Consider the following 20,542-nt stretch of genomic DNA (forward strand, 5'->3'; position numbering starts at 1 on the left):
CGGAGACAGGCATGAAGATCAGCGCCCGCAACCAGCTCAAGGGCAAGGTCGTCGAGATCAACAAGGGCGCGACCACCGCCCATGTGCGCATCGAGGTCGCCGGCGGCGCGATCGTCACGGCCTCGATCACCAACGAGGCCGTGGATGCCCTCGGCCTGACGGTGGGCGGGGACGCCTATGCCGTGGTGAAGGCATCCGACGTGATGATCGCCGTCGACTGACGGCTCACCGCAAGGCTTTGCCGAAGGCCTCCATGCTCGCCGCCTTCAGCGTCGTGCTGGCGCCGGGCTGCTGGGGCAGGCGGAAGATGCCGGCCTCCACGGCGGCCGGCTCCTCGAAGTGGTCCTTGATCCAGGGGATGTATTCCAGGATCGTCGAGGCGGGGTGCCAGTAGCTGAGGTGCACGTGCACCTGGCTCATCTCGCCGGCATGCGGCACCACCGGCAGGCGGTGGGCGAGGGCGAGGTCGGCGACCTGGATGTATTCGGTGATGCCGGCGAGCCGTGTCACGTCCGGCTGGACGTAGGACAGCGCTCCGGCATCGATGAAGGTCCGGAAGGCGTCGAGCGTGTAGAGCTGCTCGCCGAGCGCGACGGGGATGCTGCTGGCGCGGGCGAGCGCCGCGTGGCTCGCGACGTCGTCGTACCACATGGGCTCCTCGAACCAGAAGATGTCGAGGTCGCGAGCCGCGTGGACGAAGCGCAGACAGGTCGGCAGATCCCAGCGGCCGTTGGCGTCGATGGCGATGCGGACCTCGGGCCCGACGGCGGCGCGCACCGCTTCCAGGCGGCGGATGTCGGCGAGCGGGTTCTCGTGGCCGACCTTGACCTTGATGCGGGTGAAGCCGTCCTTCTCCACCGCGCCGCGGACGAGGCCGAGCATGGTGTCGAGGTCGTAGGAGAGCCAGCCGATATCGGTGTTGTAGGCTTCGAGCCGCTCGGTGCGCCTGCCCCCGAGCAGCGCCCAGAGCGGCAGGCCGGCCGTCTTGGCGGCGAGGTCCCACAGCGCGACGTCGACGGCCGCGAGCGCGAGATGCGTGATGCCGGCGCGCCCGACCCATTGCAGGGCGGGGTGGCGGGCGAGCTTGGTCCAGAGTCGCGAGCGCTCGGTGGCATCCTCGCCGATGAGGAGCGGGGCGTAGGCGTCGGCGATGCAGGCGGTGATCAGCCGGTCCGAGGCGAGGTGGGCGTGGGTGCCGGTGAAGCCGTAGCCGACGAGGCCGTCCTGCGTGACGATGCGCGTTCCGACGACGCCCCAATGCGTCACCTGATGGGTCGAGTCGGCGATGGCGTTGCCGGTGACCGGCAGGTGGACGATGAAGGGCTCGACGGCGGCGATGCGCATGCGATGTTCGGCTTTCGGATGGGGTGAGCGGGTCAGGCGTCGAAGGCGAGCTGGACCTTCACCACCGCGCCGGGCGTCGTCTCGATGAGGTCGAAGGCGGCGGGCGCCTCGTGTGCGCTAAAGGTCTGGGTGATCATCGCGGAAGCGTCGAGCCGGCCGGCGTCCAGCCATTCCACGACCTGCGGGATCAGGCGGCGGTTGAGGCGCGAGCCGACGAGCGTCAGCTCCTTGCCGACGATGCGCTGCTGGACGAGGGGGGAGGGCTCCGGCGAGAAGCCGAGGAGGCCGATGCGGCCGGCAGGGGCGACGACGTCCAGCGCCTCGGCGAGAAGGGCGGGGACGCCGGCGCCGTCGATGACGACGGTCGGGCCGAGGCCGTCCGTCTCGCCGGCGACAGCCGCCGCGACGCTCTCCTTCGCCGAATGGATGACGCGGGTGGCGCCGAGCGCTTGCGCGCGGGCGAGGCGCTTCTCGTCGATGTCGGCGACGATGACGCGCGCGCCGTGGAGCCGCGCCACCTGGAGCACGGTCAGCCCGACCGTGCCGGCGCCGTAGACGAGGACGCTGTCGTCCGCGCCGCAGCCGGTGCGCTCCAACACGTTGGCGGCCACCGCGAAGGGCTCGGCCATGGCGGCGACCGACAGGGGCATGGCGGCCGGCAGCTTCACGGCGTTGGCGGCCGGCAGCAAGAGTGCCGAGCGGAAGCCGCCGTCGCGATGGACGCCGAAGACCTGGAGGTTTGCGCAGACGTTCGGCCGTCCGATCCGGCAGGGATGGCAGCGGCCGCAGGAGACGACGGGGTCGGCGACGACCTTGTCGCCGACCGCGAGGGCGGAGACGCCGGCGCCGAGCGCTTCGACCGTGCCGGCGAATTCATGGCCGATGATGCGGGGATAGACCGCGAAGGGGTTCGAGCCGTGGAGGATGTGGAGGTCCGAGCCGCAGATGCCGGCGCGGGCGACCCGCATCCGGATCTCGCCCGGTCCGGGCTCCGCCGGCGGCGCGTCGCGGAGGACGAGGCGGTGCGGGGTTTCGACGGCGACGGCCACCATGGTCCGGTCCTTTCGCGGGTCAGGGCGCGGGGCGGCGCGATGCGCCGCCCCGGAAAGCATGTCAGCGGATGAGGCCCATCTGCGTCGGCAGCCAGAGCGTGACGGCCGGGATGAAGGTGATCACGAGAAGCGCCAGGAAGAGCGGCACCAGCCAGGGCAGGATCGCCATGGTCGTTCGCTCCACCGACAGCTTGGCGACGCGCGAGAGCACGAAGAGCACCATGCCGAGCGGCGGGTGGAGAAGGCCGATCATCAGGTTGAGCGTGATGATGAGGCCGAAATGCACCGGGTCGATGCCGAGCCGCTGCGCGATCGGCAGGAGGATCGGCACGATGATGGTGATCGCCGCGATGGTGTCGAGGAAGCAGCCGATGACGAGGACGAGGATGTTGACGAGGATCAGGAAGACGATCCAGTTGTCGGTGAAGCCGAGGATCGCGTCGCTCATCAGCTGCGCCGCCTGGCTGACGGTGAGAAGCCAGGCGAAGACGGAGGCGGCGGTCACGATGAACAGCACCGAGGCCGTCGTCTCGATCGTGTCGAAGCTCGCCTTGGCGAGGCTCCGGAAGGTCATCGAGCGGTAGCGCACGAGGCCGAGGAAGAGCGACCAGATCACGGCGGCCACCGCCGCTTCCGTCGGCGTGAACCAGCCCATGGTCATGCCGCCGATCAGGATCACCGGCGTCATCAGCGCCATGACGGCCGAGAAGTCGTAGTACCAGTCGAGCGCGACGAGGGCGACGAGCGCGATCAGCACCGCGAGGTTCAAGGACAGGCCGAGCGTCACCATGACGTAGACCGCGATCGGGAAGGCGGCGACGACCAGGATCTCGATCGAGGCGGCCACGAGCCGGCGGATCTCGAAGGGCGCGTCCGAGCCCCAGCCCTTCTTGTAGGCGAGCCAGGCGACGGTGATCATCATCATCAGCGTCATCACGACGCCGGGGATGATGCCGGCCATGAACAGCGCGCCGATCGAGACGTTGGCCATCATGCCGTAGATCACGAAGGGCAGGGACGGCGGGAAGATCGGCCCGAGCGTCGCGGACGCCGCGGTGACGCCGACCGCGGCCTCCACGGGATAGCCGTGGTCCTTCATCGCCTTGATCTCGATCGTGCCGATGCCGGCGGCATCCGCGAGCGCCGTGCCCGACATGCCGGAGAAGATCACCGAGCCGATGATGTTCACCTGGGCGAGGCCGCCCTTCATCCAGCCGACGAGCGCGACGGCGAAGGAATAGATGCGGCCCGTGACGCCTGCGATGTTCATCAGGTTGCCGGCCAGGATGAAGAAGGGGACGGCGAGGAGCGGGAAGCTCTCGACGCCCGCGATCATGCGCTGGGCGATGATGATGTCGGGCGCGACGCCGTAGGCGAGGAGGTAGAGGCCCGAGGCCACGAACATGGAGATCGCGACCGGCAGGCCGATCAGCATGAGAACGAGGAAGGCGCCGATGAGAAGCAGCATGAGCGTCAGACTCCCAACCCGTCGAAGGCGCCGGGGCGCTCGAGCACGGAATAGCCGCGGCGCCAGTTCTTCCACGCGACCTGGAGGGAGCGCAGGAGCATCAGCACGAAGGCCGCGAAGACGGTGTAGAAGATGATCGAGCGCGGCAGGTCGATCGTGACCATGCGCTCGCGCGAGACGATGTTGACGTAGCGCCACAGAAGCACGCAGGCATAGGCGAAGAAGCCGATGCGGATGAGGTCGACCAGCGTCGAGAGCAGGCGGCCTACCTTGTGCGGGATGTAGTGGTAGAGGACGTCCACCTGGATGTGGCGCGACAGACGCACGCACAGGACCGCGCCGACGAAGACGACGACCACGAGGCAGTTGATCGCGATCTCCTCGGTCCAGGCCAGGCTGTTGTTGAGGACGTAGCGGGTGAAGAACTGCAGGAAGACGCAGAGCGCCATGCCCCAGAAGACGGCGAGGCCGACCCAATCCTCCACCGCGTAGACGGACAGGTCCGGCGGCCCCTGATCCTCCTCGAAGGCCTGGGCGAGCTCTTCGCCGGTGACGGGCGTGTGCGGGTTTGCGGACATGACGGATCTCCCGCGGGCGGCGCGTGGCCGTCCGTCAACGATGGCTGGAGAAGGGGCGGGGCGAGGATCGGCCGGCGGTTCGACTGCCGGCCGATCGCTATTATGAAGCCGACTTACTGGATCGCGCGGATCGCGTCGTAGTCTTCCTGGCGGTAGCCGTACTTGTCGAGCGGCGCATTCTCCTGGACCGCCTTCTCGAAGCTCGGCTTGTCGACCTCCGACACGTCGATGCCCTGCTTGCGGAAGGTGTCGACGAGGGCGGCCTCGCGCTCCTGGACGATCTTGGTGGCGCGGGTGGCCGCCTCCTGCATCACCTCGGTGAAGATGGCTTTGTCCTCGTCGGAGAGCGAGGCCCAGCGGCTCTGCGAGACGATCGTGTTGAGGTGGTCGGTGATGTGGCCGGTCAGCGCGATGTGCGACTGCACCTCGTAGAACTTCTTGGCCTCGATCGTGGTCAGCGGGTTCTCCTGCGCCTCGACCGTGCCGTTCTGGAGGGCGAGGTAGACTTCCGCGAAGGCGATCGGCGCGGTGTTGGCGCCGCAGGCCTGGGGCATGGCGAGATAGGCCGGCACGTCGGGCACGCGCATCTTCACGCCGTTGAGGTCGGCGCAGGTCTTCACCGGCTTGTTCGCCGTGGTGTGGCGCGTGCCGTAATAGGTGACCGCCACGATGTGGTGGCCGGACTCTTCCTCGTAGCCCGCCGCCAGCGCCTTGAAGACGTCGCTCTTGGTATAGGCGAGGAGGTGCTCGGGGTTGCGGAAGATGTAGGGATAGTAGGTCACGCCGATCGGCGCGAACTCGCGCGCGGCGAACGACGAGCCCGAGATGATGATGTCGACGGTGCCGAGCGTCAGGCCCTGGTTGATGTCGGCTTCCTTGCCGAGCTGCGAGGCCGGGTAGACCTGGATCTCGTAGCGCCCGTCGGTGCGCTTCTTGATCTCTTCGGCCGCCCAGAGCGATTCCGTGTGGAACGGCTCGGTGACCTCGTAGACGTGGGCCCAGGACAGCTTGGTCTGGGCGAGCGCCGCCGGCGCGCCCAGGGCGGCGGTGGCGGTCAGCGCGGCGAACGCGCTGATGAGGGTGCGTCGTGCGAGTTTCATGCGGTTTCCTCCCGTTGCTTTCTTGATTTGGAACGCTTGGGCTCGTTGCCCGCGCCCTCGGCGTCTCCCTCGCCGAAACCGATCTGGAACCGCTTCTGCGATTCCTGAAGATGATGCCGCATCGCCGCTTCCGCGGCCGCCGCGTTTCCGCTGGCGATCGCGTCGCGCACCGCCCGGTGCTCGGCATGGGCGAGGCGCCAGCTCGCGTCGTTCTCGAAGTACCGCGACAGGCGCTCGAAATAGGGGGTCATGCGCTGGTCGAAGAGCTCGCCCACGAAGCGCACGAGAACGGCGTTGCCGAGAATGCCGGCAACGGCCACGTGAAAGGCGCGGTCGAAGCCGATCGTCTCGGCCGACGGATGCGGGCCGTTCTCCATGCGCGCCAGGACCGCGTCGAGCGCGGCGATCTCGGCGGCGCCCGCCAGGCCGGCGGCCTCGCGGGCCACCGCGCTCTCGACGATCTCGCGCGCGCCCAGGACCTCGAAGGGGCCTTCCATGCCGGCGGGCACGCTGGCCTCGGCCTGCGGGGGCTTCGCCACGTAGATGCCGGAGCCGACGCGGATGCGGATGCGCCCTTCCACCTCCAGCGCGATCAGCGCCTCGCGCACCGTCGGGCGCGAGATGCCGAGCTGCTCGGACAGTTCGCGCTCGGTCGGCAGGCGGTCGCCCACGGCGTATTCGCCGCTCTCGATTACCGAGCGCAGCTGGTCCGCGACCTGACGGTAGAGGCGACGCGGCTCGATGGCTTTGAGGGACATGGTCTCGTGAGCCCCTCCCAAGGCGCCGCGACCGGCCAATTGATCTGACCAATTGACCGGCACTCTTCCCGAAGTCGTGATCGGCGTCAAGACGTCAGCGAGCCTGACCTTTCGAAAACCGCGCCCGCTCCTCAGCTCAGCCGCAGGAAGGCGGCCGTGTCCGGGTCGATGGGAACGCCGTTCGCCCGCCGCTCGGCCTCGACCGCCCATTCGCGGTCGCCGGGCGCGAGGATCGGGCCGGCACCCTCGGCGGCGGGGCTCGCCCGCAGCGCGTCGAGATAGGCGCGCATGCCGGCCTCGAAGACGGCCGTTCCGCCGAAACGGGCGGGATCGATGGCGAGCACGAAATGGCCCATGCCGCGCGGCGTCGCGATGTCCTGCGAGCCGACCATGGGGATGAAGGCGTGGTCGAGCGTGGCGCCCGTCAGGATGGCCGAGAACAGCGTCGCGACGCCGGCGAGCGCCGCGCCCTTGAAACCGTAATCCGCCCCGCCGAGGGGCAGGAGCATCTCCGCGGCCTGCGCGTCGCGGGTCGGCACGCCCGCCGCGTCCGCCGCGACGTTTTCCGGCAGCTCGCGCCCGAGCGAGCGGTAGAGGAGGACGCGGTTCTGCGGGATCGAGGACGTCGCCATGTCGAGGAGCCAGGGGCGGGAAGCGCCCGCGACCGGCGCGGCGAAGGCGAGCGGGTTGGTGCCGTGGAAGGCCTTGGCGCTGCCGAACAGGGCGACGATCGAATCGGCATTGGTGGTGGCGAAGCCCACCATGCCGGCCTCGGCGATGGCACGCGCATAGGCGCCGGCCGCGCCGAAATGCGAGGAGCGGGTCGCGCCCACCGCCCCGACGCCGCTCTCGCGGGCGATCTCCACCGCGGCCTCCGCCGCGCGATAGGCCGTGAGGTGGCCGAGCCCGTCGTCGCCGTCGAGCATCGCCGCGGCCGGGCCCGTGCGGGTGAGCTTCACGGCGGGGCGCGGATTGACGCGCCCGCCCTTCAGGACCCGGCAGTAATGGGCGACGAGGCGTGCGCCGTGGCTGTCGACGCCGAGAAGCGAGGCGTGCATCAGCGCCCTGACGCACGCCTCGACCGATTCGTCCGACGCGCCGGCCTCGCGCAAGCTTTCTTCCAGGGCGCGGGCGAGAACGCCCGCCTCGACGATGATTGGGTCCATGCCTTCATTCCTTGCATCGCGCCCGGCCGCGAGAGGGGCCAGGCGGCGAGCAGCCTTCTACTCCTTCACGGCGCCCGTCATCGAGGAAACGTAATAGTCGACGAAGAAGGAGTAGAGGATCACCACAGGCAGCGAGCCGATGAGGGCGCCGGCCATCAGCGAGCCCCACTCGTAGACGTCGCCGCGCACCAGCTCCGTCAAGACGCCGACCGGCACCGTCTTGTTCTCCGACGACTGGATGAAGGTCAGCGCGTAGATGAACTCGTTCCAGGCGAGCGTGAAGGCGAAGATGCCGGCGGAGATCAGGCCGGGCACGGCCAGCGGCAGGATCACCCGCGTCAGGATCTGCCAGCGCGTCGCCCCGTCGACCAGCGCCGATTCCTCCAGCTCGAAGGGGATCGATCGGAAGTAGCCCATCAGCAGCCAGGTGCAGAAGGGGATCAGGAAGGTCGGGTAGGTCAGGATCAGCGCGAGCCGGCTGTCGAAGATGCCGACCTGGAAGACGATGAAGGCGAGGGGAATGAAGAGGATCGAGGGCGGGATCAGGTAGGCGAGGAAGACGAGGAGCCCCGTCACCCGCGCGCCGGTGAAGCGGATGCGCTCGATGGCATAGGCCGCGAAGACGGACGCGGCGAGCGCGATCACCGTCGAACAGACCGAGACGATCACCGTGTTCCAGAGCCAGCCGGGATAGGAGGTCTCGAAGAGGAGGTACTTGATGTGGTCGAGCGTCGGCCCGACCACCCAGAAGGGCGAGTGCGCGGCGTAGTTCGTCAACTGGTCGTTCGGCTTCACCGCGGTGATCGCCATCCAGTAGAACGGGAACAAGAGCACGAACATGAAGCAGAACAGCGGCAGCCAGACGACGAGGATGCGCCGGGCCAGCGTGTCGTGGTGCGACATGCCGACGACGTCGTCGGTGAGGTGCCCGCCGGCGGGCTCGGAGGCGGTGGTGGACATGTGGCTCAACTCCGTCGGTTGCGTCAGTCGCTGCCGCCCTGCTGCCATTTGCGGCGTTGCAGGCCGAAGAAGCTGAAGAGGATGGCGGCGAGGAGGAAGGGCACCATGGCCACCGCGATGGCCGCGCCCTCGCCCAGCGCGCCGCCGGGAATGCCGCGCTGGAAGGACAGCGTCGCCATGAGGTGCGTCGCGTTGACCGGCCCGCCCTTGGTCAGGACGTAGATCAGCTGGAAGTCGGTGAAGGTGAAGAGCACCGAGAAGGTCATCACGACCGCGATGATCGGGGTGAGCAGCGGCAGGGTGATGCGCCGGAAGCGCTGCCAGGACGTCGCTCCGTCCAGCGCCGCCGCCTCGTGCAGCGAGGCCGGGATGGTCTGGAGGCCGGCGAGAAGCGAGATCGCGACGAAGGGGATGCCGCGCCAGACATTGGCCGCGATGACCGAAAGCCGAGCATTCCAGGGGTCGCCCAGGAAGTTGATCGGCGCGCTGATCAGCCCCGCCTGCATCAGCACCCAGGAGATGATCGAGAACTGCGAATCGTAGATCCACCAGAAGGCCAGCGCCGACAGAACCGTCGGCACCACCCAGGGCAGCAGGATCACGGCGCGGAAGAAGGTCTTGAAGGGCAGGTTCTCGTTCAGGATGATCGCGAGCCAGAGGCCGAGCGCGAACTTCAGGATGGACGCGATCGCCGTATAGAACAGGGTGTTGAACACCGAGAGCCAGAAGACCCGGTCGCGGAAGAGGTATTCGTAGTTCTCCAGCCCGATGAAGACGCCGGGCCGCCCAATCATCGTGTCGGTGAAGCCGAGCCATGCCCCGAGGCCGAGGGGATAGGTGAGGAAGCAGAGCAGGAACACGGCCGCGGGCAGCATGAACAGGAGGCCGAGCCCGTTCCGGCTCTGCGACAAGCGCTCGAAGAAGGAGCCGCGGGACGCGCGCGTTGCGCGGGGCGGGGGAGCGGCGGACACGGACATGGGCGATCCTCTCGCGGCAATTCTTACGGAGGCGGTACGATGACGCTTCGCCCTTCTCCCGCTGGCGGGAGAAGGTGCCGGCAGGCGGATGAGGGTGGCTCATTGCAGACGGGGCGCTTGGCGAGGTTCTTCGCTGGCCGCTTCGCGGCCGACACCCTCACCCGCCTCGCTCCGCTCGGCACCCTCTCCCGCAAGCGGGCGAGGGGGAGGCGCCTCATCCGATCGAGGACGAGGCACCTCGTGCAGTCGTCAGACCCGGTAGTACCGGTTCGCACGCCGCTCGGCGTTCGAGATCGCGTCCTCCGGCGAGGACTGGCCCGTCACCGCTTCCGCGTACATGTCGACCAGCACGTAGTCCGCCATGACGCCCGCGGACGCCGCACCGAGCGGCCCGGCATAACCGTTCGGGCGCAGGCTCGCCGACGCCTTGGCATAGGCGGCGTGGATCGGGTTCGAGGTCCAGACCGGGTTCGATTCGAAGGCCTTCAGCGGCTGGCAGCAATAGGCGCTGGCGCCCTGGATCCAGGCGTTCATGTTGTCCGGCTGGAAGATGAACTGGAGATAGGCCTTGGCGGCTTCCGGATACTGCGTGTGGCGGAAGATCGAGATGGTCGAAGTCTGGTGCAGCTCGACCGACTCGCCGACCGGGCCGATTGGCAGGTTGGTCGAGCGCATGTCGTCGGCGATCTCCTTCATCGCCGGATCCTTCAGCGCCGCGTAGTAGACGGAGACGCCGTTCGCGGTCAGCGAGACCTGGCCGGCCAGGAAGGCGCGGTTGTTGTTGACGTCCTGCCAGCTCTCGGTGCCCGGAATGAAGGTCTTGTAGAGCTCCATCGCGTATTTGACGGATTCCAGCGTTTCCGGGCTGTTGATGACGACGGCGCCGTTCTCGTCGACCATCCGGCCCCCATGGCTCCAGAGCAGCCAATGGGCGTAGTTGTTGCCGTCGCCGACCGCCTTGCCGTGCGGGAAGCCGGCGGGCGTGCCCTTGGCCTGGAGGCCCTTGCAGAGCTCAAGGAAGCCGGCCGTGTCCTTCGGGAACTCGGAGAAGCCGGCGGCCTTCATGTGGCTGTCGCGGTAGACCACGGCGTTGCCGATGGCGCAGAGCGGCAGGGCGATGAAGCTGTCGCCGCGCCGGGCATAGGACTCGATGCCGGGATACCAGCCGCCGTTCGCCGCGCCGATCGAGGTGCCGAGGTCGGTCACGTCGACGAGCTTGTCCGGATACTGCTGGGGATCGTCGAACCAGCTCATCACCATGTCCGGGCCGGAGCCGACGTTCGCCGCGACGGCGGCCTTCGGGCGCACGTCCTCCCAGCTTTCCTTGTCGATGCGGACCTGGACGCCCGTCGCTTCCGTGAACTTCTGGGTGATGGCGAGGAAGGCTTCCTCCTCGGCCGGCACGAAGGGCACCCAGCGCAGGAGCCGCAGCGAGGCGCCGGACTCGGGCGTGAAGGTCGGCGCGGCGCCCTGCGCGAAGGCGCGGGCCGCGAAGGGCAGCGTCAGGCCGAGACCGGCGGTGCCGGCGAGAAAGCGTCTGCGGTCGATCATGATGGTTCTCTCCTCCCAGAGGCGGAATGGGTCTTTCGTCGTCCGGGCGGGATTCCGCGGCCCGCCGGCCGTTTGGCTGGATGGTCGGGGCTTCAGAGCCGCACGCCCGTCCCCGCGTCGAAGAGGTGGACGGCGGCAGGGTCGATCGAGACGTCGATCCGCTCGCCGGGCTTGACGCTCAGCCGCTCGCGGAAGACGCAGGTGACGTTGCTCGCGCCGATGCGCCCGAGCACTTGGCTCTCGAAGCCGGTCGGCTCGATGACGATCACCTCCATCGGGATCGGGCCACCGAGGTGGATCGCCTCGGGTCGCGCGCCGTAGACGAGGTCCGTTCCCGGCGTGCCGCGATGGCCGGGGGCGAGCGGCAGGACGATGCCGTCGCCGGTCACGAAGCGCTGGCCGTCGGCCGGGTCGAGCCGGCCGTGCAGCATGTTCATGGCGGGCGAGCCGATGAAGCCGGCGACGAAGAGGTTGTTCGGCCGGTCGTAGAGCTCCAGCGGCGCGCCGATCTGCTCGATGCGCCCGTCCTGCATGACGACGATCTTGTCGGCCATGGTCATGGCCTCGATCTGATCGTGTGTGACGTAGACCGTCGTCGTCGTCAGGCGCTGGTGGAGGTTCTTGATCTCGGTGCGCATCGAGACGCGGAGCTTCGCGTCGAGGTTCGACAAGGGCTCGTCGAAAAGGAAGACCTGCGGATCGCGCACGATCGCCCGGCCCATCGCGACGCGCTGGCGCTGGCCGCCCGATAGCTGGCGGGGATAGCGGTCGAGGAGGTGGGACAGGCCGAGGATCTCGGCCGCCGGTTTCACCTTGGTCTCGATCTCGGACTTCGACGCGCCCTTCAGCGTCAGCGAGAAGGCCATGTTGTCGGCGACGCTCATGTGCGGATAGAGCGCGTAGTTCTGGAACACCATGGCGATGTCCCGGTCCTTCGGCGGCACGTCGTTGACCGCGCGCTCGCCGATGCGGATCTCGCCGCCCGAGATGTGCTCGAGCCCGGCGAGCATGCGCAGGAGCGTCGACTTCCCGCAGCCCGACGGGCCGACCAGGATGACGAACTCGCCGTCGTCGATATGGACGTTGACGCCCTTGATGACGGCGTGGGCGCCGAAGCTCTTCCTGACGTCGACGAAATCGACTGAAGCCATGCCCGGTCATTCCTCCCGAATGATTTGCACTGCGTATCCATGTCCCGGCCGCGGCTCTCCCGTGCCGCAGGCCGGGTGACTTTTGCCTATCCCCGGCCGACGAAGGGCATCTTGGTCGCCATGATGGTCAGGTTGAGGATGTTCGCCTCGGGTGGCAGCGAGGCCATGTGGACCACGGCGCGCGCCACGTCGGCCGGGTCCATGGTCGGCTCGGGCGCGATCCGCCCGTCGGCCTGGAGGACGCCGCTCGACATCTTCGCCGTCATATCGCTCGCCGCGTTGCCGATGTCGATCTGGCCGCAGGCGATGTCGAAGGGGCGGCCGTCGAGCGCCGTCGCCTTGGTGAGGCCGGCGATCGCGTGCTTCGTCGCGGTGTAGGGGGCCGAGTTCGGCCGCGGGGTGGAGGCCGAGATCGAGCCGTTGTTGATGATCCGCCCGCCGCGCGGGTTCTGTTGCTTCATCAGCCGGAAGGCGCCCTGCGTGCACAGGAACGCGCCGGTGAGGTTGGCGGACAGGATCGTCTGCCACTGATCGAAGGTGACCTCCTCGATCGGCACCGGCGGCACGTTGGTGCCGGCATTGTTGACGAGGAGGTCGAGCCGCCCGAAGCGGCGCTCCACCTCGTCGAACAGCGCCTCCACCGCCCGGGGATCGCCGATGTCGGCGGGGATCGCCGCCACCCGCTCGCCGCCGAGCGCTTCTGCCACCTCCTCCAGGACGCCCGCGCGCCGGCCGGTGATCGCGACCGTCCAGCCGGCGCCGTGAAGCGCGGTCACGATGGCCCGGCCGACGCCGGTGCCGCCGCCCGTGACGAGCGCGATGCGGGAGGGGGAGGCGTCATTCATGCGGAACTCTTGGCTGTCTTGGCTTCGGGAAGGCTCGCGCCCGACAGGGCAGCGTAGACGCGGGCGAGCGAGGCGTCGTCGGCGGACCCCATGCCCGAGCCGCTGGCGGCGAGGAACATCTGCAGCGCGGCCGCCGAGAGCGGCACGGGAAAGCGGGCGGTGCGCGCCATGTCCTGGACGATGCCGAGGTCCTTCACGAAGATCTCGACCGCGCTCTTGGGCGCGTAATCGCCGTCGAGGACGTGCGGCACGCGGTTCTCGAACATCCAGGAACTGCCGGCCGAGGCGGTGATCACCTCGTAGACCCTGTCGAGGTCGAGCCCCTGGCGCGCGGCGAAGGCGATCGCCTCGCAGGCCGCGGCGATGTGGACGCCGGCGAGAAGCTGGTTGATCATCTTGAAGGCGGCGCCCTGGCCGGGGGCCTCGCCGAGCTCGTAGACCTTGGCCGCGATGGCGTCGAGCACCGGCCGCCCCCTCGCGAAGGCCGCGGAGCCGCCCGAGGCCATGACGGTGAGCGCCCCTTCCGCGGCGCGGACCGGGCCGCCGCTCATCGGTGCGTCGAGGTAGTGCCGGCCGGTGGCTTCAAGCTTCGCCGCGAGGCGCCGCGCGATGTCCGGATCCATGGTGGCGCAGGAGACGAAGACGGCGTCCGGCGCCATCGCCTCGGCCACGCCCTCCGGCCCGAAGAGCAGCGCCTCGGTTTGCGCCGCGTTGACGACGACGCAGAGGACGATGCAGGCCCCCGTCGCCGCCTCGCGGGCGCCCGCCGCCGTCCGTCCGCCCTCCGCGGCGAAGGCTTCGGCCGCAGCGGACATCGGATCGAAGCCGACGACATCCAGGCCGGCGCGCGCGATCGATCGCGCCATGCCGAGGCCCATGGACCCGAGGCCCAGGACGGCGACGCGCCCGACGGGCGGCGCTGATGACACCGCGCTTTCCATTCGACCTCCCCGCTGACCCGGCCACCGTCTCCCTCGGTGATGTCGCCGGCCGCCCTCGTCGCTCAAGGACCGGATGAATTTGTAGGTCGGTTTCCCTCAGTGTTTCAACCGGGCGGACGTGATTTCAATAGTATTATTTTCACAGACAACACCATTTTAGGCGCAAGCGTCAGCGTATCCTCCGCGGGACGCGGAAGATGAGGCGCAGACCTGACGCTTCGGCGACGATGTCTAATCTTTGAACATCGTCATCCATCCCAGGCCTTCGTCGGTGGTGCTGCGCGGACGGTACTCCGCGCCGAAGAAGCCGTCATATCCGGCCGCGCCCAGGGCGGGCAGCAGCCGGTCGAAGGCGACCTCGCCCTCGTCCGGCTCGGCCCGCGAGGGGACGGCGGCGAACTGGACGTGGCCGACGATCGCGCGATGCGCCTCGAAACGTCGGAGAAGGTCGCCGCCCATGATCTGGAGGTGATAGCAGTCGAACATCGCCTTGACCGACGGCCGGTCGAGCTCGGCGACGATTCCCGCCGCCGCCTCGATCGTGCCGAGAAAGTAGTCCGGCGCGTCGCGCGCGTTCAGCGGCTCGATCAGGACGCCCATGCCGGCGGCCTCCGCCCGGTCGGCCGCGTAGTCGAGGTTGGCGAGAAAGGTCTCGCGCGCCCCGGACGCGCCCGCGGCAAAGCCCGCCATGACGTGGACGGCCCGCGCGCCGACCGCGCGCCCGTAGTCGAAGGCCTGGTCGATCGCGGTTCGGGCTTCCGCCTCGCGGCCGGGCAGGGCGGCGAGCCCGGTCTCGCCGGGCCGGCCGCGCACCGTGTTCAGCCCGAGCATCGGCAGGCCCGTTTCCGTCAAGGCCGCGCGCACGAGCCTCGCGTCGACCTCGTAGGGCCAGTGACACTCGACGGCCTCGAAGCCGGCGGCCTTGGCGCGGCGGATCGCGTCGGGCAGGGGAATCTCGGTCCACAGGAAGCCGAGATTGGCGGACAAGCGGATCATGCGGACCACTCCACGTCGAAGCGCGACACGATGCGGCCGACCTCCTCGCCGGACAGGAGGCGCGGATCGCTCCCGCGCGTCAGCAGCGCGAGTTTGGCGGTGGCCTCCAGCTCCTCGGCCGCGTTGACGGCGGCCTCCAGGTCGCGGCCCGCGACGACCGGGCCGTGATGGGCGAGCATCACCGCCGAGCGCTTGCCGGCGAGGCCGCGGATCGCGCCGGCCATGGCCGGATCGCCGGGCACGAAGAAGGGCAGGAGCTTCACCCGGCCGAGCTGCATGATCGAATAGGCGGTCAGGTGCGGCAGGAGGTCGTCCGGGTCGAGGCCGGGCATCAGCGACCAGGCCACCGAGTGGCAGGAATGAAGGTGCACCACCGCGCCGGTCACGCCGCGCGTCTCGTAGAAGGCTTGGTGTAGCGGCATTTCCTTCGTCGGCTTATCGCCGGAGAGAAACGTGCCGTCCGGTGCGAAGCGGCTGAGCCGCGCGGGATCGAGCCGGCCGAAGGAGGACCCCGTCGGCGTGACGAGAAGCCCGCCGTCCTCGGTGCGCACGGAGATGTTGCCGGTGCTCCCATGCGTCAGGCCGCGCTCGAAGAGCGAGCGGGCGTGAGCGCAGATCGCCTCGCGCAAGGCCGCCTCTGCGCTCACGGCGCCTCTCCCCCGAGGACGGCGAGGGCTTCGGCGAAGAAGTCCGGCCCGCCGAAATTGCCGCTCTTCAGCGCGAGGCGCAGCGGCCGGTCGGCGGCCCTCAAGGCGGGCACGCCGGGCGCGATCTCTGGGCCGATGGCGAGCGCCGACAGGCCGAGCCCTTCCACGACGGCGCCAGAGGTCTCGCCGCCCGCGACGACGAGGCGGGATACGCCGCCCGCCTCCAGCCGCCGCGCCAGATCGGCGAAGAAGGTCTCGATCGCCGCCGCCGCGCGATCGCGCCCGTGGCGCGCCTGCGCCTCGGTGACGACCGCCGGGTCGGCCGAGGAAGCGGCGAGGGGGACCGCGCCTTCGCCGATCCGCTGGAGCGCCCAGGTCGCGGCGGCCTCGCCCGTCATCTCGCCCGACAGAAGCGCGTCCGGGGTCACGTCGAGCACCGGCGCCGATTCGCGGTAGCGCCGCACCTGCTCGCGCGTCGCGCCCGAACAGGAGCCGGACAGGATGGCCGCCGGCCCCGGCGCTCCCTCCCACGCAGCGCCGCCGCCCGAGAGCAGCCCGCCCGCGCGGAAATTCTCCGGCAGGCCGAGCGCGATGCCCGAGCCGCCGACGAGGAACTGCATGCCGGCCGCCGCGCGCCCGATGCTCACGAGATCGGCGTCGCGGATCGCGTCGACGACGACGAGGCGGCGGCCGCCCGCAGCCTCCGCCTCGACGGCGCCGCGCAGCGCGTCCGGCCCCGCCGCCACCGTCGCGAAGGGCACGTGGCCGACGCCGGCGATCGTTTGCGGCGCCAGCCAGCGGCGGATGTCGGCGTCGCGCATCGGGGTCAGCGGATGGTTCTCCATGCCGCTCTCGTCGAGCAGCCGGTCGCCCACGAAGAGGTGGCCCTGGTAGAGCGTGCGGCCGGTCGCGGGAAAGGCCGGGCAGACGATGGCGTGAGGCGCGCCCAGCCGCGCCATCAGCGCGTCGGCGACGGGGCCGATATTGCCTTCCGGCGTCGAATCGAAGGTCGAGCAGATCTTGAACAGGATCTGCCGGCAGCCTTGCGCGAGGAGCCAGTCGAGCGCCCGCAGCGACTGCGCGACGGCCGCGTCCGCCGCGATCGTCCGGCTCTTCAGCGCGACGATGCCGGCCTCGACGCCGGGCTCGGCCGGCGCCTCCGGCACGCCGCAATACTGCACCGTCCGCATGCCGCCCTTGGCCAGCGTGTTGGCAAGGTCCGAGGAGCCGGTGAAGTCGTCGCCGATGCAGCCGAGAAGCATGGCCGTCAGACCCTCGCCGTTCCGCCGAGCTCGTCCTCGAGATGGGCGCGCACGATCTCGTCGAAGCTCGATTCCGCCCGGAAGCCGAGCTCCCGCGCCCGCGTCGCGGCGATGTCGGGCGCCCAGCCCGACACGATGCGCATGATCGTCTCGTCCGGCTCGCGGCGGATGAGCTTCACCGCCTTCTCGCCGACGATGCGCCGCAGCGCCTCGATCTCCTCGCCGACCGTGGCCGAAAGGCCGGGCATGGACAGGTTGCGGCGCGGCCCGACCGCGGCCGTGTCGATCTGCGCGGCATGGAGGAAGAACTCGATCGCCGCGCGCGGGCTCGCGAAGAAGTGGCGCACCTCCTCCGGCACGGGAAGCACGGCTTCCTCGCCGTTCATCGGCTCGCGCAGGATGTTGGAGAAGAAGCCGGACGCCGCCTTGTTCGGCCGGCCCGGCCGCACGCAGATCGTCGGCAGGCGCAGGCCGATGCCGTCGAGGATGCCGCGGCGGGAATAGTCGGCCAGCAGCAGTTCGCCGATCGCCTTCTGCGTGCCGTAGCTCGTCAGCGGCGTCAGGGCGAAGTCGTCGGGGATGACGGCGGGGAAGGGCGCGCCGAAGACGGCGATCGACGAGGCGAAGACGAGGCGGGGCGTGTAGCCGTCCTCGTCATGCGCGGCGCGCACCGCGTCGTAGAGGTCGCGCGTGCCGTCGAGGTTGATCCGGTAGCCCTTCTCGAAGTCGGCCTCGGCCTCGCCGGACACGATGGCGGCGAGGTGGAAGATCACGTCCGGCCGGTTCGCGATCAGCGGCTCGGCGGCTCCCGGGGCGGAGATGTCGAGCGCCCGCGTGTCGACCCGGTCGAGCGTGCCGAAGGGCCTCGGCGGCTCGACGACGTCGGCGAGAACGAGCTCGGACACGTCGCGGTCGCCGATCCGCCCGTCCGCCGCGATGCGGGTGGCGAGCCGCGCCCCGATCATGCCCGCGGCGCCGATGATCAGAACCTTCATGAGCCCATTCCCTTCCCTGATGCGTAACGCGCCGCGCCCTCCCCAGGCGCGCCGCCCTTATGATGCCGAAGCGGCGGCCCGCGGCGGCGTCGCGCGCGCCAGGATCCGCCGGGTCGAGTCGAAGATGTGCCGGATGTGGACGTCGAAGGCTCGCTCGGTCGCCGCTCGGTCGCCGGCTTCCAGCGCCGCGAGGATCGTCGCGTGGTCCTCGATCGAGCGCGCGATCGCGCCGGGCTCGGAGACCGCGAGGCGGCGCGCCTCGATCATGTAGCCGTAGAGATCGGCCACGAAGTCGGCGAGGACGGCGTTGCCGCAGGCGTCGTAGACGGCGAGGTGGAACTCGCGGTCGCTGATGAGGAAGCGTACCGGGTCGGTCGGGGCGGCGCGCTGCGCGGCGAGGCAGTCGCGCAGGAAGCCGAGCGTCGCCTCGTCCATCCGCGCGGCGGCGTCTCCGACGACCGGCCGCTCGGCGATCAGCCGCGCGGCGTGAATGTCGTCGAGCCCGTAGGCGTCGAGGAGCCGTGGTTCGCGGGCGCGCGTGAACTCCGCGCCGACGGTCTCCGACAGGACCCGGGTGCGCGCGCCGTGGACGACGGCGACGAGGCCCTTGGCCGCCAGGATCTGGATGCCGCCGCGCACCGACTCGCGGCTGACCTGGAGCGCGGTCGCGAGGTCGCGCTCGCCCGGCAGGTCGTCCCCGACCTTGAGAAGCCCGCCGGCGATGAGGTTGGCGATCTTGCCCGCCACCACGTCGCGCAGGTTCCGCCGCACGATCCGTTCGCGCAGGTCGGAGGATCGGTCGAGAAGGAGGTTCGGCGAGGCCATGCGCGTTCCCTGGCCACTGGTCGGTTCAGCAGACCAGAGGAGGGGATAGCACGAGGGCCGCCCTGTCAAGCGCGGCCGGCGGCGTTCCCGCCATTTGCATCCTGCGCGCCCCGTCCTTAAACTCGAGCTTCGATCCCCCGCGAAGGAGTGGCCCCGTGAAGCACCGGATGAACAGCGCGAACCGCCTCGTTTCATTCGATCGCACGGTGCCCCATGCCTGCCTTCCTGTCCCTGGATTCCGTTTCCGCCGCAACGCCTGACGGTCGCCCGCTCTTCGAGGGGCTGACCCTTACGCTCGGTGCCGAGCGCGTCGGTCTCGTCGGGCGCAACGGCTCCGGCAAGTCGACCCTCATCGCCATCGCCGCCGGTCTCGCCGAGCCGGCTTCGGGCTCGATCGCGCGCGCCGGCCGGCTCGGGCGCCTGGTGCAGGACCTGCCGGAGCACCTCCCGATCGACGACGCGCTCGGCATCGCGCAGGAGCGCCGCCGTCTCGCCCGCGTCCTGGCGGGAACGGGCAGCGTCGAGGATTTCGACGCCGCCGACTGGAGCCTCGAGGGGCGGGTCGAGGCGGCCCTCGACGATGTCGGGCTCGCCGGGATCGGGCTCGATCGCCCGGTCGGCACGCTGTCGGGCGGCGAGCGCGCGCGCCTCGCCATCGCCCGCCTCGGCATCGAGGCGCCCGACCTCCTGCTTCTCGACGAGCCGACGAACAACCTCGACGCATCGGGCCGCGCGGCCGTGCGCCGGCTCGTCGCCGGCTGGCGCGGCGGCGTCCTCCTCGCGAGCCACGACCGCGACCTTCTGGAAGCGATGGACCGGATCGTCGAGCTGACGCCGGTCGGCATCCGCGTCGTCGGAGGCGGGTGGTCGGCCTTCGCCGCGGCCCGCGAGGCGGTGCGCGAGCGGGCGGCGGCCGAACGCGACCGGACGGATGCGGCTCTGCGGCAGGCCCGACAGGCGGCGCAGCATCAGCGCGAGGCCAAGGAGCGGCGCGACAAGCGCGGCCGCGTGGCCGCGGCACGAAGCTCCGACCCGAAGATGTTCCTCGACGGCCGCGCCGAACGCGCGGAGAACACCGACAGCCGCATCCGCCGGATCGGCGAGCGGCTCGTTTCGGACGCTGCGGCCGAAGCGGCGGCGGCGCAGGCGCGCGTCGAGGTGCTGACGCCGATCGCCATCGACCTGCCGCCGAGCGGCATGCCGTCCGGCGCCGCCGTCCTGTCGATGGAAGATGCGGTCGCGGACCTCGGCGACCGCCGCCTCGGCCCCTTTTCGCTGCACGTGCGCGGACCCGAGCGGATCGCCCTGGTCGGGCCGAACGGGGCGGGCAAGACGACGCTGCTTCGCCTGGCCACCGGCGACCTCGCGCCGAACGAGGGCACGGTGCGCCGCGCCGAAGGGCGCATCGCCGTTCTCGACCAGCACGTCGCCGTGCTCGATCGCGAGGCGACGATCCTCGAGAACCTTCGGCGGCTCAATCCGGCGCTCGGCGAGGAGGCGGCCCATGCCGCCTGCGCCCGCTTCGCCTTCCGCAACCGCGACGCCCGCAAGCGCGTGGCGGAGTTGTCGGGCGGCGAGCGCCTTCGCGCCGGGCTCGCTGCCACGCTGGCTGGCGGCGAGCCGCCCTGGCTCCTGATCCTCGACGAGCCGACCAACCACCTCGACCTGGAATCGGTCGAGGTGCTGGAGCGCGCGCTCGCCGGCTTCGACGGCGCCCTTCTCGTCGTCAGCCACGATGCCGCCTTCCTGCGCGCGATCGGCATCGAGCGGGAGGTGCGGCTCGGGGGATGAGCCGGGGCGCTATTCGAACTGTGTCCAGGTATTTGCGTTGTTTGAGGATCGGATGGCGGTTTCGATGAAGCGCATGCCGTTAAGGCCGTCGGCGAGCGTCGGGAAGGTCACGGCCGGGTCGGGCGCGCGGTTCTC

Annotated in this window: 20 protein-coding genes; 2 read left to right on the top strand and 18 right to left on the bottom strand. The window is 70.1% G+C overall.

Annotation, left to right across the window (positions count from 1 at the left end; genetic code table 11):
• The first annotated feature begins 11 nt into the window (after positions 1 to 11).
• Positions 12 to 221: a TOBE domain-containing protein gene (locus FZN60_RS21930; RefSeq protein WP_158875652.1), complete on the top strand. Its 210-nt coding sequence runs from the start codon at positions 12 to 14 to the stop codon at positions 219 to 221.
• A gap of 4 nt (positions 222 to 225) precedes the next feature.
• Here the strand turns inward: FZN60_RS21930 and FZN60_RS21935 are convergent, their stop codons facing one another.
• The 18 genes from FZN60_RS21935 to FZN60_RS22020 all read right to left on the bottom strand — a co-directional run bounded on the left by FZN60_RS21935 (position 226) and on the right by FZN60_RS22020 (position 18,616).
• Positions 226 to 1,344 carry a mandelate racemase/muconate lactonizing enzyme family protein gene (locus tag FZN60_RS21935; RefSeq protein WP_158875653.1) on the bottom strand — a complete coding sequence of 373 codons (1,119 nt, stop codon included), beginning with the start codon at positions 1,342 to 1,344 and terminating at the stop codon, positions 226 to 228.
• A 32-nt stretch (positions 1,345 to 1,376) separates the two neighbouring features.
• Entirely contained in the window at positions 1,377 to 2,396 is a 1,020-nt protein-coding gene (locus FZN60_RS21940) for a Zn-dependent oxidoreductase (RefSeq protein WP_158875654.1), read from the bottom strand.
• Positions 2,397 to 2,457: 61 nt separating this feature from the next.
• Complete coding sequence (locus tag FZN60_RS21945) at positions 2,458 to 3,864, bottom strand: TRAP transporter large permease (protein ID WP_158875655.1); 1,407 nt, start codon at positions 3,862 to 3,864, stop codon at positions 2,458 to 2,460.
• 5 nt (positions 3,865 to 3,869) lie between these two features.
• Positions 3,870 to 4,442, bottom strand: a complete 573-nt coding sequence (locus FZN60_RS21950) for a TRAP transporter small permease (RefSeq protein ID WP_158875656.1) — start codon at positions 4,440 to 4,442, stop codon at positions 3,870 to 3,872.
• Between the two features lie 113 nt (positions 4,443 to 4,555).
• Positions 4,556 to 5,542 (bottom strand): sialic acid TRAP transporter substrate-binding protein SiaP, encoded by a 987-nt coding sequence (locus FZN60_RS21955; protein ID WP_158875657.1) that lies wholly within the window; start codon positions 5,540 to 5,542, stop codon positions 4,556 to 4,558.
• A complete protein-coding gene (locus FZN60_RS21960; RefSeq protein ID WP_158875658.1) occupies positions 5,539 to 6,300 on the bottom strand; it encodes a FadR/GntR family transcriptional regulator in 762 nt (253 codons plus the stop codon). Before FZN60_RS21960 ends, FZN60_RS21955 begins: the two co-directional genes overlap by 4 nt.
• A gap of 131 nt (positions 6,301 to 6,431) precedes the next feature.
• Complete coding sequence (locus FZN60_RS21965; RefSeq protein ID WP_158875659.1) at positions 6,432 to 7,466, bottom strand: Ldh family oxidoreductase; 1,035 nt, start codon at positions 7,464 to 7,466, stop codon at positions 6,432 to 6,434.
• A 57-nt stretch (positions 7,467 to 7,523) separates the two neighbouring features.
• Positions 7,524 to 8,426 carry a carbohydrate ABC transporter permease gene (locus tag FZN60_RS21970; protein WP_158875660.1) on the bottom strand — a complete coding sequence of 301 codons (903 nt, stop codon included), beginning with the start codon at positions 8,424 to 8,426 and terminating at the stop codon, positions 7,524 to 7,526.
• A gap of 23 nt (positions 8,427 to 8,449) precedes the next feature.
• Positions 8,450 to 9,301, bottom strand: coding sequence for a carbohydrate ABC transporter permease (locus FZN60_RS21975; RefSeq protein WP_246727062.1), 852 nt, complete (start codon positions 9,299 to 9,301; stop codon positions 8,450 to 8,452).
• A gap of 351 nt (positions 9,302 to 9,652) precedes the next feature.
• A complete protein-coding gene (locus FZN60_RS21980) occupies positions 9,653 to 10,957 on the bottom strand; it encodes an ABC transporter substrate-binding protein (RefSeq protein ID WP_246727063.1) in 1,305 nt (434 codons plus the stop codon).
• Between the two features lie 89 nt (positions 10,958 to 11,046).
• On the bottom strand, positions 11,047 to 12,105 hold the full coding sequence (locus FZN60_RS21985; RefSeq protein ID WP_158875663.1) for an ABC transporter ATP-binding protein: 1,059 nt from the start codon (positions 12,103 to 12,105) through the stop codon (positions 11,047 to 11,049).
• Positions 12,106 to 12,191: 86 nt separating this feature from the next.
• Positions 12,192 to 12,950 (bottom strand): SDR family oxidoreductase, encoded by a 759-nt coding sequence (locus tag FZN60_RS21990; RefSeq protein WP_158875664.1) that lies wholly within the window; start codon positions 12,948 to 12,950, stop codon positions 12,192 to 12,194.
• A complete protein-coding gene (gene ltnD, locus FZN60_RS21995) occupies positions 12,947 to 13,891 on the bottom strand; it encodes an L-threonate dehydrogenase (RefSeq protein ID WP_158875665.1) in 945 nt (314 codons plus the stop codon). The genes FZN60_RS21990 and ltnD overlap by 4 nt, the downstream gene beginning before the upstream one ends.
• A 231-nt stretch (positions 13,892 to 14,122) precedes the next feature.
• A complete protein-coding gene (locus FZN60_RS22000; RefSeq protein WP_158875666.1) occupies positions 14,123 to 14,887 on the bottom strand; it encodes a hydroxypyruvate isomerase family protein in 765 nt (254 codons plus the stop codon).
• Positions 14,884 to 15,534, bottom strand: a complete 651-nt coding sequence (gene otnC / locus FZN60_RS22005) for a 3-oxo-tetronate 4-phosphate decarboxylase (RefSeq protein WP_158875667.1) — start codon at positions 15,532 to 15,534, stop codon at positions 14,884 to 14,886. Before otnC ends, FZN60_RS22000 begins: the two co-directional genes overlap by 4 nt.
• Positions 15,531 to 16,796, bottom strand: a complete 1,266-nt coding sequence (gene otnK, locus FZN60_RS22010; protein ID WP_158875668.1) for a 3-oxo-tetronate kinase — start codon at positions 16,794 to 16,796, stop codon at positions 15,531 to 15,533. The genes otnC and otnK overlap by 4 nt, the downstream gene beginning before the upstream one ends.
• Before the next feature lie 5 nt (positions 16,797 to 16,801).
• Positions 16,802 to 17,791 carry a D-erythronate dehydrogenase gene (denD, locus tag FZN60_RS22015; RefSeq protein WP_158875669.1) on the bottom strand — a complete coding sequence of 330 codons (990 nt, stop codon included), beginning with the start codon at positions 17,789 to 17,791 and terminating at the stop codon, positions 16,802 to 16,804.
• 57 nt (positions 17,792 to 17,848) lie between these two features.
• Entirely contained in the window at positions 17,849 to 18,616 is a 768-nt protein-coding gene (locus FZN60_RS22020; protein ID WP_158875670.1) for a FadR/GntR family transcriptional regulator, read from the bottom strand.
• A gap of 213 nt (positions 18,617 to 18,829) precedes the next feature.
• Here FZN60_RS22020 and FZN60_RS22025 point away from each other — a divergent pair, with 213 nt between their 5' ends.
• Positions 18,830 to 20,407: an ABC-F family ATP-binding cassette domain-containing protein gene (locus tag FZN60_RS22025; RefSeq protein WP_158875671.1), complete on the top strand. Its 1,578-nt coding sequence runs from the start codon at positions 18,830 to 18,832 to the stop codon at positions 20,405 to 20,407.
• The last annotated feature ends 135 nt before the right edge of the window (positions 20,408 to 20,542 follow it).

This window comes from Antarcticirhabdus aurantiaca, from assembly GCF_009765365.1.
Lineage (GTDB): Bacteria > Pseudomonadota > Alphaproteobacteria > Rhizobiales > Rhizobiaceae > Antarcticirhabdus > Antarcticirhabdus aurantiaca.

What these genes read in the sequence shown, in the direction of transcription:
- FZN60_RS21990 (WP_158875664.1), bottom strand. Translation starts at nt 12,950, where the DNA reads ATGAATGACGCCTCCCCCTCCCGCATCGCGCTCGTCACGGGCGGCGGC.
- FZN60_RS21970 (WP_158875660.1), bottom strand. Translation starts at nt 8,426, where the DNA reads ATGTCCACCACCGCCTCCGAGCCCGCCGGCGGGCACCTCACCGACGAC.
- FZN60_RS21945 (WP_158875655.1), bottom strand. Translation starts at nt 3,864, where the DNA reads ATGCTGCTTCTCATCGGCGCCTTCCTCGTTCTCATGCTGATCGGCCTG.
- denD (WP_158875669.1), bottom strand. Translation starts at nt 17,791, where the DNA reads ATGAAGGTTCTGATCATCGGCGCCGCGGGCATGATCGGGGCGCGGCTC.
- ltnD (WP_158875665.1), bottom strand. Translation starts at nt 13,891, where the DNA reads ATGGAAAGCGCGGTGTCATCAGCGCCGCCCGTCGGGCGCGTCGCCGTC.
- FZN60_RS21935 (WP_158875653.1), bottom strand. Translation starts at nt 1,344, where the DNA reads ATGCGCATCGCCGCCGTCGAGCCCTTCATCGTCCACCTGCCGGTCACC.
- FZN60_RS21940 (WP_158875654.1), bottom strand. Translation starts at nt 2,396, where the DNA reads ATGGTGGCCGTCGCCGTCGAAACCCCGCACCGCCTCGTCCTCCGCGAC.
- FZN60_RS21965 (WP_158875659.1), bottom strand. Translation starts at nt 7,466, where the DNA reads ATGGACCCAATCATCGTCGAGGCGGGCGTTCTCGCCCGCGCCCTGGAA.
- FZN60_RS22025 (WP_158875671.1), top strand. Translation starts at nt 18,830, where the DNA reads ATGCCTGCCTTCCTGTCCCTGGATTCCGTTTCCGCCGCAACGCCTGAC.
- FZN60_RS21950 (WP_158875656.1), bottom strand. Translation starts at nt 4,442, where the DNA reads ATGTCCGCAAACCCGCACACGCCCGTCACCGGCGAAGAGCTCGCCCAG.
- FZN60_RS21960 (WP_158875658.1), bottom strand. Translation starts at nt 6,300, where the DNA reads ATGTCCCTCAAAGCCATCGAGCCGCGTCGCCTCTACCGTCAGGTCGCG.
- otnK (WP_158875668.1), bottom strand. Translation starts at nt 16,796, where the DNA reads ATGCTTCTCGGCTGCATCGGCGACGACTTCACCGGCTCCTCGGACCTT.
- FZN60_RS21975 (WP_246727062.1), bottom strand. Translation starts at nt 9,301, where the DNA reads ATGCTGCCCGCGGCCGTGTTCCTGCTCTGCTTCCTCACCTATCCCCTC.
- FZN60_RS22000 (WP_158875666.1), bottom strand. Translation starts at nt 14,887, where the DNA reads ATGATCCGCTTGTCCGCCAATCTCGGCTTCCTGTGGACCGAGATTCCC.
- FZN60_RS21930 (WP_158875652.1), top strand. Translation starts at nt 12, where the DNA reads ATGAAGATCAGCGCCCGCAACCAGCTCAAGGGCAAGGTCGTCGAGATC.
- FZN60_RS21955 (WP_158875657.1), bottom strand. Translation starts at nt 5,542, where the DNA reads ATGAAACTCGCACGACGCACCCTCATCAGCGCGTTCGCCGCGCTGACC.
- FZN60_RS22020 (WP_158875670.1), bottom strand. Translation starts at nt 18,616, where the DNA reads ATGGCCTCGCCGAACCTCCTTCTCGACCGATCCTCCGACCTGCGCGAA.
- FZN60_RS21985 (WP_158875663.1), bottom strand. Translation starts at nt 12,105, where the DNA reads ATGGCTTCAGTCGATTTCGTCGACGTCAGGAAGAGCTTCGGCGCCCAC.